The 14,690-nt window shown below is 67.9% G+C and carries 11 protein-coding genes; 4 read left to right on the plus strand and 7 right to left on the minus strand.

Features of this window, described 5'->3' with window-relative positions:
- Positions 1–7: 7 nt before the first annotated feature.
- Together K2R93_02640 and K2R93_02645 are read right to left on the minus strand one after the other, a co-directional pair.
- Positions 8–1,432, minus strand: coding sequence for a metallophosphoesterase (locus K2R93_02640; GenBank protein ID MBY0488718.1), 1,425 nt, complete (start codon positions 1,430–1,432; stop codon positions 8–10).
- Positions 1,429–2,892, minus strand: coding sequence for a metallophosphoesterase (locus tag K2R93_02645; protein MBY0488719.1), 1,464 nt, complete (start codon positions 2,890–2,892; stop codon positions 1,429–1,431). Before K2R93_02645 ends, K2R93_02640 begins: the two co-directional genes overlap by 4 nt.
- Before the next feature lie 89 nt (positions 2,893–2,981).
- On the opposite strand from K2R93_02645, the gene K2R93_02650 reads away from it, so the two are divergent.
- Positions 2,982–4,451, plus strand: coding sequence for an aminopeptidase P N-terminal domain-containing protein (locus K2R93_02650; protein ID MBY0488720.1), 1,470 nt, complete (start codon positions 2,982–2,984; stop codon positions 4,449–4,451).
- A gap of 165 nt (positions 4,452–4,616) precedes the next feature.
- Here the strand turns inward: K2R93_02650 and K2R93_02655 are convergent, their stop codons facing one another.
- Positions 4,617–4,958, minus strand: coding sequence for a hypothetical protein (locus tag K2R93_02655; protein MBY0488721.1), 342 nt, complete (start codon positions 4,956–4,958; stop codon positions 4,617–4,619).
- Positions 4,959–5,408: 450 nt separating this feature from the next.
- Between K2R93_02655 and K2R93_02660 the strand changes: the two genes are divergently transcribed.
- Positions 5,409–8,138 (plus strand): prolyl oligopeptidase family serine peptidase, encoded by a 2,730-nt coding sequence (locus K2R93_02660; protein ID MBY0488722.1) that lies wholly within the window; start codon positions 5,409–5,411, stop codon positions 8,136–8,138.
- A 164-nt stretch (positions 8,139–8,302) separates the two neighbouring features.
- Here the strand turns inward: K2R93_02660 and K2R93_02665 are convergent, their stop codons facing one another.
- Complete coding sequence (locus K2R93_02665) at positions 8,303–9,625, minus strand: hypothetical protein (GenBank protein ID MBY0488723.1); 1,323 nt, start codon at positions 9,623–9,625, stop codon at positions 8,303–8,305.
- A gap of 136 nt (positions 9,626–9,761) precedes the next feature.
- Here K2R93_02665 and K2R93_02670 point away from each other — a divergent pair, with 136 nt between their 5' ends.
- Positions 9,762–10,298, plus strand: a complete 537-nt coding sequence (locus K2R93_02670) for a DUF1648 domain-containing protein (protein ID MBY0488724.1) — start codon at positions 9,762–9,764, stop codon at positions 10,296–10,298.
- A 9-nt stretch (positions 10,299–10,307) separates the two neighbouring features.
- Here K2R93_02670 and K2R93_02675 read toward each other — a convergent pair whose 3' ends face one another.
- Positions 10,308–11,006 carry a hypothetical protein gene (locus tag K2R93_02675; GenBank protein ID MBY0488725.1) on the minus strand — a complete coding sequence of 233 codons (699 nt, stop codon included), beginning with the start codon at positions 11,004–11,006 and terminating at the stop codon, positions 10,308–10,310.
- Positions 11,003–12,175, minus strand: a complete 1,173-nt coding sequence (locus tag K2R93_02680) for an MFS transporter (protein ID MBY0488726.1) — start codon at positions 12,173–12,175, stop codon at positions 11,003–11,005. Before K2R93_02680 ends, K2R93_02675 begins: the two co-directional genes overlap by 4 nt.
- 102 nt (positions 12,176–12,277) lie before the next feature.
- On the opposite strand from K2R93_02680, the gene K2R93_02685 reads away from it, so the two are divergent.
- Complete coding sequence (locus K2R93_02685) at positions 12,278–13,282, plus strand: hypothetical protein (GenBank protein MBY0488727.1); 1,005 nt, start codon at positions 12,278–12,280, stop codon at positions 13,280–13,282.
- A 6-nt stretch (positions 13,283–13,288) separates the two neighbouring features.
- Here K2R93_02685 and K2R93_02690 read toward each other — a convergent pair whose 3' ends face one another.
- Positions 13,289–14,512, minus strand: coding sequence for a divalent metal cation transporter (locus K2R93_02690; protein ID MBY0488728.1), 1,224 nt, complete (start codon positions 14,510–14,512; stop codon positions 13,289–13,291).
- Positions 14,513–14,690: the final 178 nt, after the last annotated feature.

The following is a 14,690-nucleotide window of genomic DNA, read 5'->3' on the forward strand; positions in this document are numbered from 1 at the left end:
GCGCGGCTCATGGCCGGCGCGGGGAAATATCGTAGGCATCGACGACAGCGCCGTTGCCGGTACTCAGTCGCGATCGGATGTATTCGACCGTGGCCTTGGCGGGGGTCACCGTAACTCGCAGGTGCCCCGAACTGCCAAACAGCACGCCGGACAGATAGCCGTAGTCCACCGCGCTAGCGATCGAGTTTTCGCGCGCAAAGCTAGGCTGCGGCACTTCCTGATACCGGATGCCGTCGCGCTGCTGATTCACATAGAGGTGATCGTGTCCGTGAAAGACGGCCGAGACCTGATACTGCACCAACAGATCATGGATCGGCATCGACCACCCCGGACGCTGCGCGGCAAAACCGCTGCTGCCATCGAGATTGCGGCCGCCCCACTCGAAGAACACACTCGCTTCGCTGCCGCCGCGCGCCTCGGCGCCGTTCCCACCGACGAGATGGTGCAGGAACACGAACGTGTAGGGCGCCGTGTTGCTGCGCAGGACGCCCTGCAGCCAGTCGTACTGCTCCTTGCCCAGCGTCCAGGCCCACGGGCTGGTGTTGCCGCTGGGCTTGGTCATGGTGAACTGGTAGGGATCGAGCGCGATGAGCAGCGCGTCGCCCCACCGGAACGCGTAGTAGTTGCGCGGGGTGGGGAGCGATGGCGCAGAACTGTAAAACGTGTTCGCGACCACCGGGGCGAAGTACTTGAGCCGTTGCCCGGCCGCCCACGTGGCGTTCGCCGGAAGCCATCCCAGTTCCGCATCGTGATTGCCCTGCACCAGATAGAGCGGCAGCTGCGTCCCGGTCAGACCGAAGTAGTGGCGCTGCGCGTAGTACTGGCCGTCGGCGTTTTGAAAGTTGGCGTACTTGTCCGACATGAACGTGTCGCCAAGATCCATCAGGAAGTCGGCGCTGTCGGCCAGCATGTTGCGCAACGTATTGGTATAGACGTTGGGATCGCTGTTGTTGTCGAGGTGCGAGTCGGCCTGCATGACGAACCGGAAGCTCGTGCCCGCTGGCTTGGCGGTGCGGAACTGGCCGCGATACGTGAGCGACGGCCCGTCGATGCGATAGGCATACGTGCGCCCGGCCGACAAGCCCGTCAGCTCCACGAGACTCGTCGTCCCCGCCGTGAGCGCCTGCGACAGCGTCCGATTCACATCGGGGACGGTGATGGTCACCGTGCGATCGATGCCGGAGTACAGGCTCAACGTGATGGTCGTACTCGTCGGGCGTGCCGGTACCACGTTGAAGTCCATGACCGGCACGGCGGTGAGAAACCCATCGGACGGCGCGGGCTGCGGCACGGGCGTGGCCGGCGTCGTGGGCGTCGTCGGTGTCGTTGGGGTCGTGGGCGCGGTCGGCCCGGTGGTGGTCGGGGGCGCGCTACCGCCACACGCGACGAGGCAGAGCAGCGCCGCCAGCGAGGGGAGCCGGGTGGGCATCATGGGATCGTGTACCGGTACGCGACGGTGCCACTGGTGCGCCCGGCCCCTTCGTCCGCGGCGCGATACATGCGGATGTACTCCACGGTGACGCCGGTGGGCGCGACACTCACGCGCGTGTACCCGGAATTGGGGAACTTCACGCCCGTATCGTACGCATCGGCGTTGAACAGCGAGTAGTTCGGGTCGGCCGGCTCCGAGAGCGACTGGTAGATCACGCCGTCGAGCTGCTGCTGCACCCAGATGTGATCGTGTCCCTGAAAGAAAGCAGTCACCTTGTTGGTGACGAAGAGCTGGTGAATGGGCGCCGCCCACGTCGGGCGTTTTGCGGCGAAGTCCGTCGCGCCATTCGGGCTGCGCCCGCCCCATTCGTACAGGCGTGCCACTTCAATGCCCCCGCGCCCGGTGCCCATCACATGGTGCGCGAACACGAATTTGTACTTCGCGGTGCTGCGCTCGAGGGTCGTCTTGAGCCATTGATACTGCGCGTCCCCATGCGTGACCGTCCACAAATCGCTGCGCTTGTCGCCGCCAAAGAACGGGTTGTCCACGCAGACGGGTGAGCCCCAGTAGGGATCGATCATCACGAAGAGCGCATCGCCCCACGTGAACGCGTAGTAGTTGCGCAGCAGGCCGATGTTCGGCACCACCTCGCTATTGCCGCTGTAGAACGCATCCGGCGCCGGCTGACTGTACAAGCTGTTCCGCGCGGTCTGTGCCCAGACGGCGGGATTGTTCGGCGTGCCATCCAGCAGATACTGCGCCGCCTGTTCGTGATTGCCGTTCACCAGGAAGACCGGCGACATCGCGCCAATCACCCCGAGATACGGTCGTTGCAGGGTGTACCGCTCGCGGACCTGCGCCGCGGTGATCGTCGCCGGGTTCAGGTTATCGATGCTGAAGTCGTCGCCGAGCATGACGTAGAAGTCGAGACTGTCGGCGGCAGCGGCGGTCAGCGTGCGGGTATAGAGCCCCGCATCGAACTGCGAGCGCTCGCGCTCGGGGTGGGAGTCGCCCTGGATGCCGAAGCGAAAGGCTTGCCCCGCGCGCGCGGCCGTACGGAACGACGCCTCGGCGGTGTAGCCCGTGGTCGCCCCACTCAGCTGCAGGCGATAGAAGTAGCGGGTGCCCGGCTGGAGGTTGTCGAGCGCGAGTTCGACCGGGCGGTCGGCGATGAGAGGCGTGGCGGCCGACCGCACCGTATACAAGTTCGGGGCGGTCCCCACCAGCAGTTCAACGGTCCCGCCCTGGGTCGGGGCGTAGACGTTCGCCCGGATGCTCGTGGCTGTGGGTGAGCCGAGGACTACTGAGCCGGTAAAGCCGCCGGCGCTGCCGGTCGGGGGCACCGGTGCGGGAGCAGGCTGGGTCGGGGAGGGGGTCGCGTCGGCAGCGCCGCCGCACCCCTGAACTGAGAGAAGGGCGGCGGCGAGGAGGAGGGCGCGCCCAATGGCTGGGACCGTCATGCCGTTTTAGACGACGGGGACGAGCCGCTGTTAAGAGGGACGGATGCCACCGGTTTACGGAGTGAAGCCGGGCGCGCTACCGTTCGCCCATGCCCCCCTTCCCTCGATTCCTTGCCGGCGGCGCCCTGGCCGCGGCCGCGTGGGCCGCGCCGACCATGGCCCAGCCCACCGCCTTCGCCCCGACCGAACTCGCCGCCCGCCGCGCTGCCTTGGCCGAGCGGATTGGCGATGGCGTCGTGCTGGCCTTCGGTGGCCGCGCGCTCGTGCACGATTTCTCGACCTTCTATCAGCTCTCGGCGTTCCGCTATCTCACCGAGTGCAACGAGCCCGACGCGGCGTTCGTGATGGTGGTGCGCAACAAGACGGGCGAGGCCACGCTCTTTCACGATGCGCTCGATCCGCGCCGAGCCTTCTACTACGGCCAGCGCACCGATTCGGCCACGAGCCTGGCGCGCTACGGCATCCCGGGGCGCCCGTACGCGTCGCTGGCGCGCGTGCTGGACTCGCTCGCCGCGACCGGCCTCCCCTTCTACCACATCCCCGATGTGGAGACGATGGACTTTGCCGCCAACGACACGCTCACGCGTGGGCAGGAAGCGGTGAAGACGCTGGCGAAGAAGTATCCGCAGCTGGCCATCCGCAACGGGATGCCGCAGGTGCTGGCACTGCGTGCCAAGAAGAGTGCGGCGGAGCTGGCGCTGATCCGGCGCGCGGCGGAGATCAGCGCCGAAGGGCACAAGGCGGCGATGCTCACCGCCAACCCGAGCCACGAATACGAGCTGCGCGCGGCCCTGGAGTACGAGTTCACGCGCCGCGGCGCCGAGCGGCCGGCCTACGGGTCCATTGTGGGCGCCGCACAGAACGGCACCACGCTGCACTACATGCGCGACAGCGACCCGGTGCGCGCGGGAGATCTCGTCGTGATGGACGCCGCCGCGGAGTTCCGTGGCTACGCGGCCGACATCACGCGCACCATCCCCGTGAGCGGCACCTTCACCAAGGAGCAGCGGCAGGTCTATCAGCTCGTGCGCGATGCGCAGAACGTGGCCGAGCAGATGTCCAAGCCCGGGATCAGCGTGCGCGCCGCGGCCGATTCCAGCGTGGCGGTGCGCACGCGGGGCCTCGCGGCGCTTGGGCTGATCGAGAGCGATACCGCGAGCTTCGATCCGCCCTGGCGCGTGGACTGCGCCCAGCAGCCAATGCAGTGCCGCCAGGCGAATCTGTGGATGATCCACGGCATCACGCACGGCATCGGGCTCGCCGTGCACGACCCCATGCAGGGCACCGGCGCGAACGCGACGTTCATGGTGGGCGACGCGTTCACGATCGAACCCGGCATCTACATCTCGACGCGGGCGCTCGATGTGCTGCCGGATACGCCCAAGAACCGCGCGTTCATCGCCAAGGTGCGCGGCACGGTGCAGCGCTATCAGAACACCGGCGTGCGCATCGAAGACGATTACGTGATCACCGAGCGCGGGCTGGAGCGGATCTCGCTGGTGCCGCGGGAGATCGACGAAATCGAAGCGCTCATGCGGAAACGGAAGATCACGCCGTAGGCCAGGGTGGTGCGGGCGGACGGCAACCCCTGAGAGTTCAGGGGGCAGATGATCAGGGGGAGGAGCTCAGGACCACCGCAGTCCTGAGCTCCTTCCCCTGACGTTCTCCCCCCTGAGCTCTCGGGGGTTCCGCTGTTCAAGCGCCCTCCTCGGTCAGTTCGCCTGCTACAACGCCACGTCCCACGCCCTCGTCGTCCCGCACACCAGACAACTCGCCCTGTTCTCCCCCACCAGCGCGAACTCGACCTCGAAGTCGCAGCTCTCGCAGTGCCCGGTGACGCGCGTCAGCTGATCGGTGGGGAGGCCGTGGCGGATCAGCCGGTGCACCATGGCACTGGGCTCCGCCGCGCCCAGCGGGCAGAGCGAGCCGGAACAGTTGGTCCCGACCTCCAGGCAGGCCACCTCGCTACCGGTCACATTGGCCTGCGCGTCGTCCGGGGCGCCATCGGTCACGACGACCGCGACATCGCGATCGCAGCCGCTGCAGTACATCGCCGTGATGTTCATCTGGGCACTCCGGGAGGACGGTGGGGGTGGGAAGACCGGGGGTCTCTGGGTCGAATTTCGGATGGAGGGATGCGGGAGGGTGTCGGGGAATTGGCTACGGGGAGGGGGAAGTCGTCGGACAGGCTTGCCGTTCCGGAGTCGGATGTCGGAGGTCGGTTTCGGACCACTATGGAATCGGGAGTCGGGATTGGTGTCGGAGGTGGGGGTCGGAGTGCCCTCGGCGGGAGCGTGCTGCGCCACGGGCCACGCTGAACCGCGGTCCAGCGGCACCGGCGTCGCCAGCAGGTAGATCGGCCCCGGCACTCCGACCCCCACTTCCGACCAGAATCCCGACTCCCAACTCCATAGTGGTCCGAAATCGACATCCGACGTCCACAGGCGGAGACCTAAAGCATGCGACGCCGAACCGCGCAGTACCTTCCCCTATCCGTCCCCCTCTCGCGCCCAATCATGCGTCGACTCCCTCTCGCGCTCCTCCTCCTTGCGCCGGCGCTGCTGCCGGCGCAGTCGAAGCCCACCCTGACGCCGGCTGACTACGGCCAGTGGCAGACCCTTGGCGCGGTGCGCCTCTCCCCCAAGGGCGACTGGCTCGCCTCCGGCATCAGCCGGGTGAACGAGGAGAATGAGCTGCAGCTCCGCGGTGGCCCGCGCGACACCACGATCGTGGTGCCCTTCGCCACCCAGCCGTCCTTCAGCGCCACCAACGCGTGGGTGGGCTACCTCGTGGGGGTCTCGCCCAAGGAGCGGGATCGCCTCACCGCCGCCAAGAAGCCGGTGCGCACGAGCGCCGTGCTCCGCAACCTCGCGACCGGCACGCTGCTGCAGGAGAGCGACATTCAGGCGTTCTCGTTCAGCCCGAATGGCCGCTTCGCCACCATGACGCGTTACCCCGCCGAGGGGAAGCGCGTGAGCGACGTGCTGGTGTGGGATCTCGCCAGGGGGACGCGACTCACCTTCAGCAACGCGAGTGAGCAGCTGTGGGCCGACGGCCAGGTGGGTGGGGGCGCGCTGCTCGCGCTCACCATCGAAGGCGATGGTCCGACAGGACAGAGCGTTCAGCTCTACGATGCGTCGACCAACACGCTCAAGGTGCTGGCGACCGGCGGCACGCCCTTCCGCGCGCTCGCGTGGCGCAAGGGTGCGGCGGAGCTCGCCGTGATGCAGAGCAAGCCCGACAAGGCGTTCCGCGACACCACCTACGCGGTGCAGCTCTTCACCAACGTGAGCACCGCCTGCACGTGCACACCGGCCGTACTCGACGGCAAGGCCGTGGCCTACCCCGCCGACATGCGCATCACCGACTACCGTCGCCCGACCTGGTCGGCCGACGGACGCACGCTCTTCGTGGGGCTGCGCCAGCGCGAACCCGCCGACAAGGCGCTCAAGAAGAGCGACGAGAAGCCGAGCGATGTGGAAGTGTGGCACACGAACGATGTGCGCATGTTCCGCCAGCAGATGGCGTCGGAAGCAGCCGACCTGCGCCGCACGGTCATCGCGGCGTGGCACATCGCCCCCAATCATCTCCTGCCGCTGACCAAGGAGCTGAACGAGGCGAGCGCGCTGCTCGAGGGTGGCCGCTTCGTCACCGAGCAGGACACGAAGAGCTACGCCTGGGAAATGAAGTTCGGCCGCAACGTGACCGATGTGTACGCCATCAACACCGGCAGTGGCGAGCGCACCAAGATCGTGACGCGCACGGGGCACTGGTTCGGGGGAGATCCGTCGGGGACGCGCGTGGCATGGGGCGATGGCCGCGATTACTGGGTTCGCGACCTGACTACGGGCACGGCGGTGAATATCACGGCGTCGCTCACCAAGACCGGCAAGGCCGACTTTGTGGATCACGACGACGATCATCCGAACCCCATTCCGCATCAGTTTGCGCCGGGGGCGTGGTCCAAGGATGGGCGCTTCCTCTTCCTCAACACCATGCACGATGTCTGGCAGGTGGCGAGTGACGGCAGCAGCGCCACGCGCCTGACCGACGGCGCGAAGGAGGACCTCACCTATCGCGTGGTGACCTTCGCCGGCTTTGGCGCCAGCGCCGCCGAGCGGGCCATCGATGCCGGCGCACCGATCACGCTCTCGCTGTTCAACAACCACACCAAGGCCAGCGGCTGGGCGCGTGTCGCCAACGGGACGGTGGAGCGTCTCGTGTACGGCGACGCCTCGTATCGCGCGTTGGTCAAGGCGGACAGCGCGCCGATCTACGCGTACGTCCGCGGGTCCTACACCGAGTCGCCGAACGCCTACGTGGGTACGTCGCTGGCGCAGGCGAAGGCCATGACCGCCACCAATCCGTTCCAGGGGAACTACGCCTGGGGGAAGGTGGAGCTGGTCAACTTCACCAGCACGATCGGGCAGAAGCTGCAGGGGATTCTCTACTACCCGGCCAACTACGACGCCAGCAAGAAGTATCCGCTCATCGTGTACACGTACGAGCGGCTGAGCGACGGGCTCCACAACTACGTCGCGCCGAATCAGACGAACTACTACAACACGACGCTGTTCACCCAGGCCGGCTACTTCGTCCTCTATCCCGATATCGTCTTCCGCCCGCGCGAGCCCGGACTGGGCACGCAGTACGCGGTGGAGGGAGCGGTGAAGGCCGTCCTCGCGCAGGGCCACGTCGATCCGGCCCGCATTGGCCACGTCGGCCATTCACAGGGCGGCTACGAAGCCGCCTTCCTCGGCACCCACTCCAAGCTCTTCGCCACCACCGTTGTGGGCTCCGGCATCACCGATATGGTGAGCTTCGCGGGCCAGCTCCACTGGCAGGGTGGGAGCGCCGAGTTCGACCACTGGGAGACGGGGCAGTTCCGCATGGAAGTCGCGCCGTGGGAAGATGAGCGCGCCATGCGCGCGAATTCGCCACTCGCGACCGTGCAGAACATGCCCGCCAAGGCGATGCTGCTCATGGTCGGCCTCGACGACGGCACCGTGGACCCGCGCCAGGGATCGCTCTTCTACAACTACGCACGTCGCGCCGGCAAGCAGGTCGTGCTGCTCCAGTACCCGGGCGAAGGGCTCGGCCTCACCAAGAAGGAGAACCAGCGCGATTACCAGGCGCGCATTCTCCAGTGGTTCGGCCACTACCTCAAGGGGGATCCGGCGCCGAGCTGGATCACGCGCGGCATGACCGCGCTGGAGCGGCGGGCGCTGCTCGAGGCGAACAAGTAAGTCCGCGCTGCCGTCGCAAGCTTGAACGGCTCGCACAGAGCACGCAGGGGGCCACAGCGCACACAGGGAACAGCTTCAAAAAGTGAATGCGGTTCCCTGTGTGCGCTGTGGCCCCCTGTGCCCTCTGTGCGAGCCGTTCCGGCAATCGAGCCCCCGCGACGCCATCAGCGCGGCCGCGCCGCCGCAAAATCGGGTTTGGTCGCCGACAGAATCTCCACGATCGCCGCGCGGTCCGCCGCCACGATCTGTACATCCGGCAGCGGATCTCGCCCGAGCAGCAGTGTCCAGAGGCGCGCGTACACTTCGCGCTTGGCGTTCGCCGGCAGGGCGTCGAACGCCTCCGAGTACACCAGAAAACTCATCGGATAGCGGAAGAGCCGCTTCTCGAGGTCGAACGCACGGAGCGTGCGCCCCTGCCGGTCGAAGGGGCCGCGCGTGGCAAAGTCGGCCGCGAAGGTCGTGCTGCCCTGCACCCGCGCGGTGAGCGGCGCCTCGCCGATGAACAGCATGGCCCGCGCGAGATTCTCCACGGCGCCACGCAGCCGGGGCGTGACCGTGTCCGCCGATCCGCCCGTGGAGACGGCGCTCATCGCCGCTTCCCGCGCGGCTTCGTGCACGGCGGTAATGCGGTTGTGCACGACCGTCTGGTGCGTGAGCACCATGAGCGCCACCACGTCACTCTGCCCCGTGAGATAGGCGGCGGTGTCAAAGACCTGCGCGAACGTCTGCTTCTCCGCGGTGGGCAGCGCGGCGAACGCGGTGCGATAGGCCGCCTTGTCGGACACCTCGTGGTTCAGCTTGTCCGCGTAGCGGTTCCCCGCGTGACCGTTCGCCCCCACCTGACCGGTGACATACCAGCCGCCGTAGCGCTCGCGGTGCGGCGTCGCGTCGGTGGTGGTGCCATCGTGCACCCCAGTCATGGGGTAACCCATGCGATCGGCAAGCGTGGAGAGCACCATGAAGCCGGGCACGCCACCGGTCGCGCTGCGCGACTGATGGCACATGAGGCACGTCATCGACTCGCGATTGGCCGTGGCGCGATCGCGCTGGGTTTGGGTGAGCGTGTAGAAGACGCCGCCGGTGGTGGGGTTCACCGCGGCGATCTCGAGAATGGGGCTCTCCTGCACGAACCCCACGTACACATCGTCGTTGAAGTACAGCGCCCGCGGCGTCCAGGGCGCGATGCGATCGGTCTGCAGGCTCGTGCGCGAGAACACCAGCACCTGGCTCGACACCGGCACGTTGAGCGCCGACAGCAGCGCCGGCAGGTAGCCGCGCGCCGTGTCCCAGGCGAGCGTCCGGCGGCCAGTCATCAGGTCGGCCTGCAGGCGGGCCATGGGGTCGCGGGAGCTGTCCGCCGCCGCGACGGCGGGCGCGCTCGCGGGCGCGCCCGGGGCCACCGGCGCCGACTCACTGCGGCGGCTCACGGAGAGCACGGCCACGGCGGCCAGGGCGCCCCCGGCGAGAAGGAGGGTTGATCGTCGCATCAGGGCTCCAGGGAGAACTGGAGTGTTACGTGCCAGATTCTGGGACGTTCGAAGATCGCCGTTCCAGCGACTGAGACAATGAGGAGATGCCTGACACTGGGCCTTCCGCGGGGCGCATATGAACTAAGTTTCACATATGCGTCCCACGCGTGTGCTCGTCTGGCTGTCCGTCTGCATCCTGGTCTTCGCCAGCGCGCTGGCCTATCCGGGGCTCCCCGCCGAGATCCCCCAGCATATCTCCAGCGCCGGGAAGTCCACCGGGTTTGTCCCCCGCTCGCCGCTCGCCTGGGGCTTTCCCCTGGTGATTGCGGTGATCGGCATCGCGTTCGTGGACCTGCTCACCGCCCGCATTCCCCGCCGCGTCGAACTGTTCAACTTCCCGGGCAAGGAGCAGCTCCTGAAGCTGCCCGAGGAGTACCGCACGGAGACTGTACGGCTCATGCAGCGGTTCATGGATTATGTGAACCTGCAGCTGGTGCTCACGTTTGCCGTCGTGCAGTGGATGCTCTGGCGCGGGGCGCATGGCGCTCGCACGCAGACCGAGACCATCGCCCTCCTCGTTCTGTCGCCAGCACTGGTGGTGTTTGCCGGGCTCTACATCCAGAAGATCCAGAACGCCGTGGACGACGCGCAACGGCGGTACGACAGCCGTCGCAACCCGCTCAAGAGCTGACCGCGGCGATTACGGCGTCGGCAGCTCGACCAGATCGCAGTACGCGAAGCGCTGCTCCCGCAGGACGCGCTCGCCGGTGACCACCGGGATGCGCGCGCGGTAGATGGGGCCATCCACCACACACGTGTGGAACTCGCCCTGCTCCCCGCACGGATCGCATGACGCGGGCAGCTCCGCGAGCAGGTCGGCGTCGTAGCGCCGCCCGACGAATCGTTCGGCGAGCTGCTGCGTGTCCACGCAGCTCAGATACGCCTCGTAGCCACGCCCCACGAAGTACTGGGCCAGCACGTCGGTCGGACGGCCCCAGAGGGGATACACCCCCTGCCAGCCATGGCGCGTCAGCAGCTGCTCCCGATACGCGCGCACATCCTCCAGAAACAGATCGCCGAACGCCATCGTGCGGAGCCCCGCATACGCGTGTGCGAGCTCGCGCAGGCCAGCGGCAAAGGCGGCTTCGTAGTCGTCGTTCGATGACGTGGCGCCGAGCGTCACCTCGTGCAGCGGCAGACCGAGCGAGGCCGCTTGCCGATGGAGAATGGTGCGCCGCACCCCGTGAATGCTGATGCGATCGTACACGCTCGACACGGTGGTCAGCAGCGCCACGACCTCGAAGGCCGGGTCGTCGAGCAGCGCTTCGAGCATGAGCGTGCTGTCTTTGCCGCCCGACCAGGAGACGGCAAGCGGTGTGCGGGCGTGCGGCGCGTTCATCCCCGAATCCTAGCGGGGCGCGGCGCGAGCGGCACCGTGCCCGACCCGAGCACCAGCACGGCGCACGCCACCACCAGCACGCCCATCGCCACGCGCAGACTGAGCGCGTGCGCAAGACTGCCCACGAGCGGTGGCCCCAGCAGGAATCCCACGTAGCCGATCGAGCTTGCGCTCGCGAGCGCGGCGGCGCGACTCACGCCGGGCACACGGGTCGTCGCGTTGTAGAGAATGGGCACCACGGTGGCGAGACCGGCGCCCACCAGCGCGAAGCCCACGAACGCCGCGCTCTGGTTCGCCGCGAGCAGCACGCCGATCATTGCCACCGACGCCAGTACGGCACCAGCAATCAGCACCGTACGCTCGGCCACACGTGAGCGTACGGCATCACCGGCGAATCGCATCGCGGCAGTAGCCGCCGAAAAGGCGACATACGCGAGCGCCGCCCGATCGGCCGGAGCCCCGAGCGATTCGCGCACGTAGAGCACGCTCCAGTTGTACATCACGCCCTCGGCGAGCATGCCCGCAAGAATGAGCAGGCCGATCATGAGCAGGACGCCGCGCGGCCACGCGAAGTGGGCACCGTCGTCGGCGGGGTGCGCCGGGAGCATGCCGCGCGACGCGCCCACAAGCAGCGCCGCCAGCACGAGTGCCAGCCCGAGCAGTTGCGCCACCGGTGCCGCCTCGAGGCGAAAGAGCAGCGCGATGATGGCCGATCCGATCATCGCGCCCACGCTGAACATGGCGTGAAAGCCGCTCATGATGGCGCGGCCGCCCAGCTGCTCGAGCATGGTGCCTTCGGCATTGATGGCAATGTCGAAGAGATTTTCGCCGGCGCCGAGCAGCATCATGACCGGCAGCAGCGCCCACACCGACGGCATGCGCAGGAGCGCGGCGATGGCCACACAGAACGCGAGCCCTCCCACGACGCTGGCCCGCCGCGCCCCGAGGTGCCCGATGAGGCGCCCGGCGGCCACCAGCATGGTGAGCGAGCCGAGCGTCGCACAGAGCATCGTGCCGGCCAGTGCGCGCGCATCGAGGGCGTAGACCTGCGCGATGGAGGGGACGTGCGCGCCGTAGGCGCCCGCCACCAATCCCAAATTGAGGAACTGCACCCGTGTGGACCACGCCGCGCGGCGCTGGGCATCAGACGTGGTCGTGACTTCGGCCATAGGCCAACGCTCTCGTGCCGCACCACGTGGGTCAACTGGTGTGCACCGCACGTCGCGTTGTAACCGCTTACACCGCGCCGGATCGTACAACAAATTCCGCCCATGCTGCTCATTCCTCGCTTCGCCTGGCTCGCCGGACTGGCCGCGGTACTGTCACTGGTGCCCCAGCCCGCCGGATTTGCGCCGGGGCGCCGCGTGCTGCTCGATGCCCACAATGCGTATCCCGAGCGCGGCCAGTACGCCGATCGTATCGACCGCGCGCTGCGCACGGGGCTCCCGCTCGCCATCGAGCAGGATCTGTACTGGTCCACCAGTGGCGCGGTGCCGCAGGTCGTCGTGGCGCATGACGACGACGCGCTCGACGGGGCTCCCACCTTCGCGGCCCACTTCTTTGCGCGGGTGGCCCCGATCATGGCAGCGGCACTCCGCGAGAATCGGCGAGACACGTGGCCGCTGCTCGTGCTCAATCTCGACTTCAAGGATAACCAGCCGGCCATCCTCGATGCCGTGTGGGAGCAGCTGCGCGCGCATGAGGCGTGGCTCACCACCGCGCCGCGCAGCGCCGATCCGTCGTACGTGGCGCCGCTGCGCGTGGGGCCAATGCTCGTGCTCTGCGGATCGGATACCGCGCAGCGTCGCCGCTTTCACGACGACATCGCGCCTGGAGAAGCACTCCTCGCCTTCGGGGCCATGGCGCCAGCTAAGGTTGACGGGCTGACGCGCGGCGCGCGGCTGCATCAGGCCGTGGTCATGGATGCCGCCGCGCATATCCCGCGCGGGGCCGACAACTTTGCGCGCTGGGTGAACTTCCCCTGGAGTGTGATTGAAGAGGGCGGTCAGGCGCAGGCGGGGGCATGGACGGCGGCGGACAGCGCGCGCCTGACCAGCTTCGTGCAACGCGCGCACACGCAGGGCTACTGGATTCGGTTCTACACGCTGGATGGCTTTACCGCGGCCGACGATCGCGGGTGGACGGCGAGCTACAATTTTGGATCGCTCACGTCGGCCCAGACACGCTGGCGGGCTGCGCGCCGCGCCGGTGTGGATTTCATCGCGACCGATCATTACGAGGCGTTTGCGGACGCGCGCTCCGCCGATCGCCGCTGACGCCCGTCATCCCCAGGCCAACATCGCGGCGACACACGCCAGCACGAGCGCGACACCGAGCCAGCCGCGCTGTGCGGTCCCGCGACTGAGCCGCGCGTCGCCCATGCGGGTGGCATCGCGGCCGAGCACCAGCAGCAGCACCAGATGCAGCGGCAGCAGCACCGCGTTCACGACCTGACTGCCCACGATCAGCGGAATGAGCGGCAGCCCCGGAATCGCCACGACCACCACGGCGACGATGGTGAGCACGACGAACGCGGCGTAAAACCACTGAAAGTGATGTGCATCGAGACTGAGCGACGCGGGGCGCGCCGCCGCTTCGGCGATGCTGTACGACGTGGCCAGCGGCACGATGGCGGCCGCGAGGAGCGACGCCCCCAGCAGCCCCACGCCAAAGAGCGCCGTCGCGCCCCGTCCGGCGAGTGGCCGCAGCGCGGCCGCCGCATCACCGGCACTGTCGATGTGGACGCCGGCCTTGTGCAGCGTGGCCGCGCAGGCAATCGCGACAGCGAGTCCGATGATGCCGGTGAGGAGCGACCCGATCAGCACATCCCAGCGCTCGAGCGGGATATCCTTGGTCGTGAGCCGCTTGTCCACGACGTACGATTGAATGAACGCGAGCCCCCACGGCGCGAGCGTGGTCCCCAGCGTCGCCGACACGATGAGCCATCCGCTTCGCGAGGTGGGCAGCAGCGGCACGAGCGTCCCGCGCGTCACCGCCGACCAGTCGGGCGCGGCGAGCACGCCATCGATCACGTAGAGCACGAGTGTCCCCGAGAGCAGTAGCAGCACGTGCTCCACGCGATGAAACGAGCCGAACACCACCACACCGGCGATGAGCAGACCGGCCAGCGGGGCACTCACCCACGGCGGAATGCCAATGAGCGATCCGGCGGCAGCCACGCCGGCGTACTCGGCGCAAATCGTCCCGAGGTTGGCGAGCAGGAGCCCGATCAGCGCCGCATAGCCGGCACCGATGCCCCACCGTTCGCGCACCAGCGTGACCAGCCCTTTGCCGGTCGCCGCGCCGAGCCGCACGGCGATGAGTTGAAACTGAATCAGCAGGACGACCGAGGCGGGAATGACCCACAGCAGTCGATAGCCATGATCGGTGCCGAGCACCGAGTAGGTCGTCAGTCCAGCCGGATCGTCGTCGGAGAGCCCCGCGAGCAGCCCCGGCCCCAGCACGGCCAGAAACGTCGCCAGCGCCGAGGCACGAGCAGCCCGCACCTTCTCCAGTCGAACGGAAACGGGGCGACGGTGACGCGGGATTGGCGATGCGGATCGGGGCATGATCGCAATATGGGCCCGAACACACACCCCTGTCGGCGGCGGCGGCGCCATGCCGGTCACGGTCGAGGCAGGCGAGCGTGCAGCTGAGGTCGACGTCCGGCGCGATTGCGCACCT

This window comes from Gemmatimonadaceae bacterium (genome assembly GCA_019752115.1).
Classification (GTDB): Bacteria; Gemmatimonadota; Gemmatimonadetes; order Gemmatimonadales; family Gemmatimonadaceae; genus Gemmatimonas.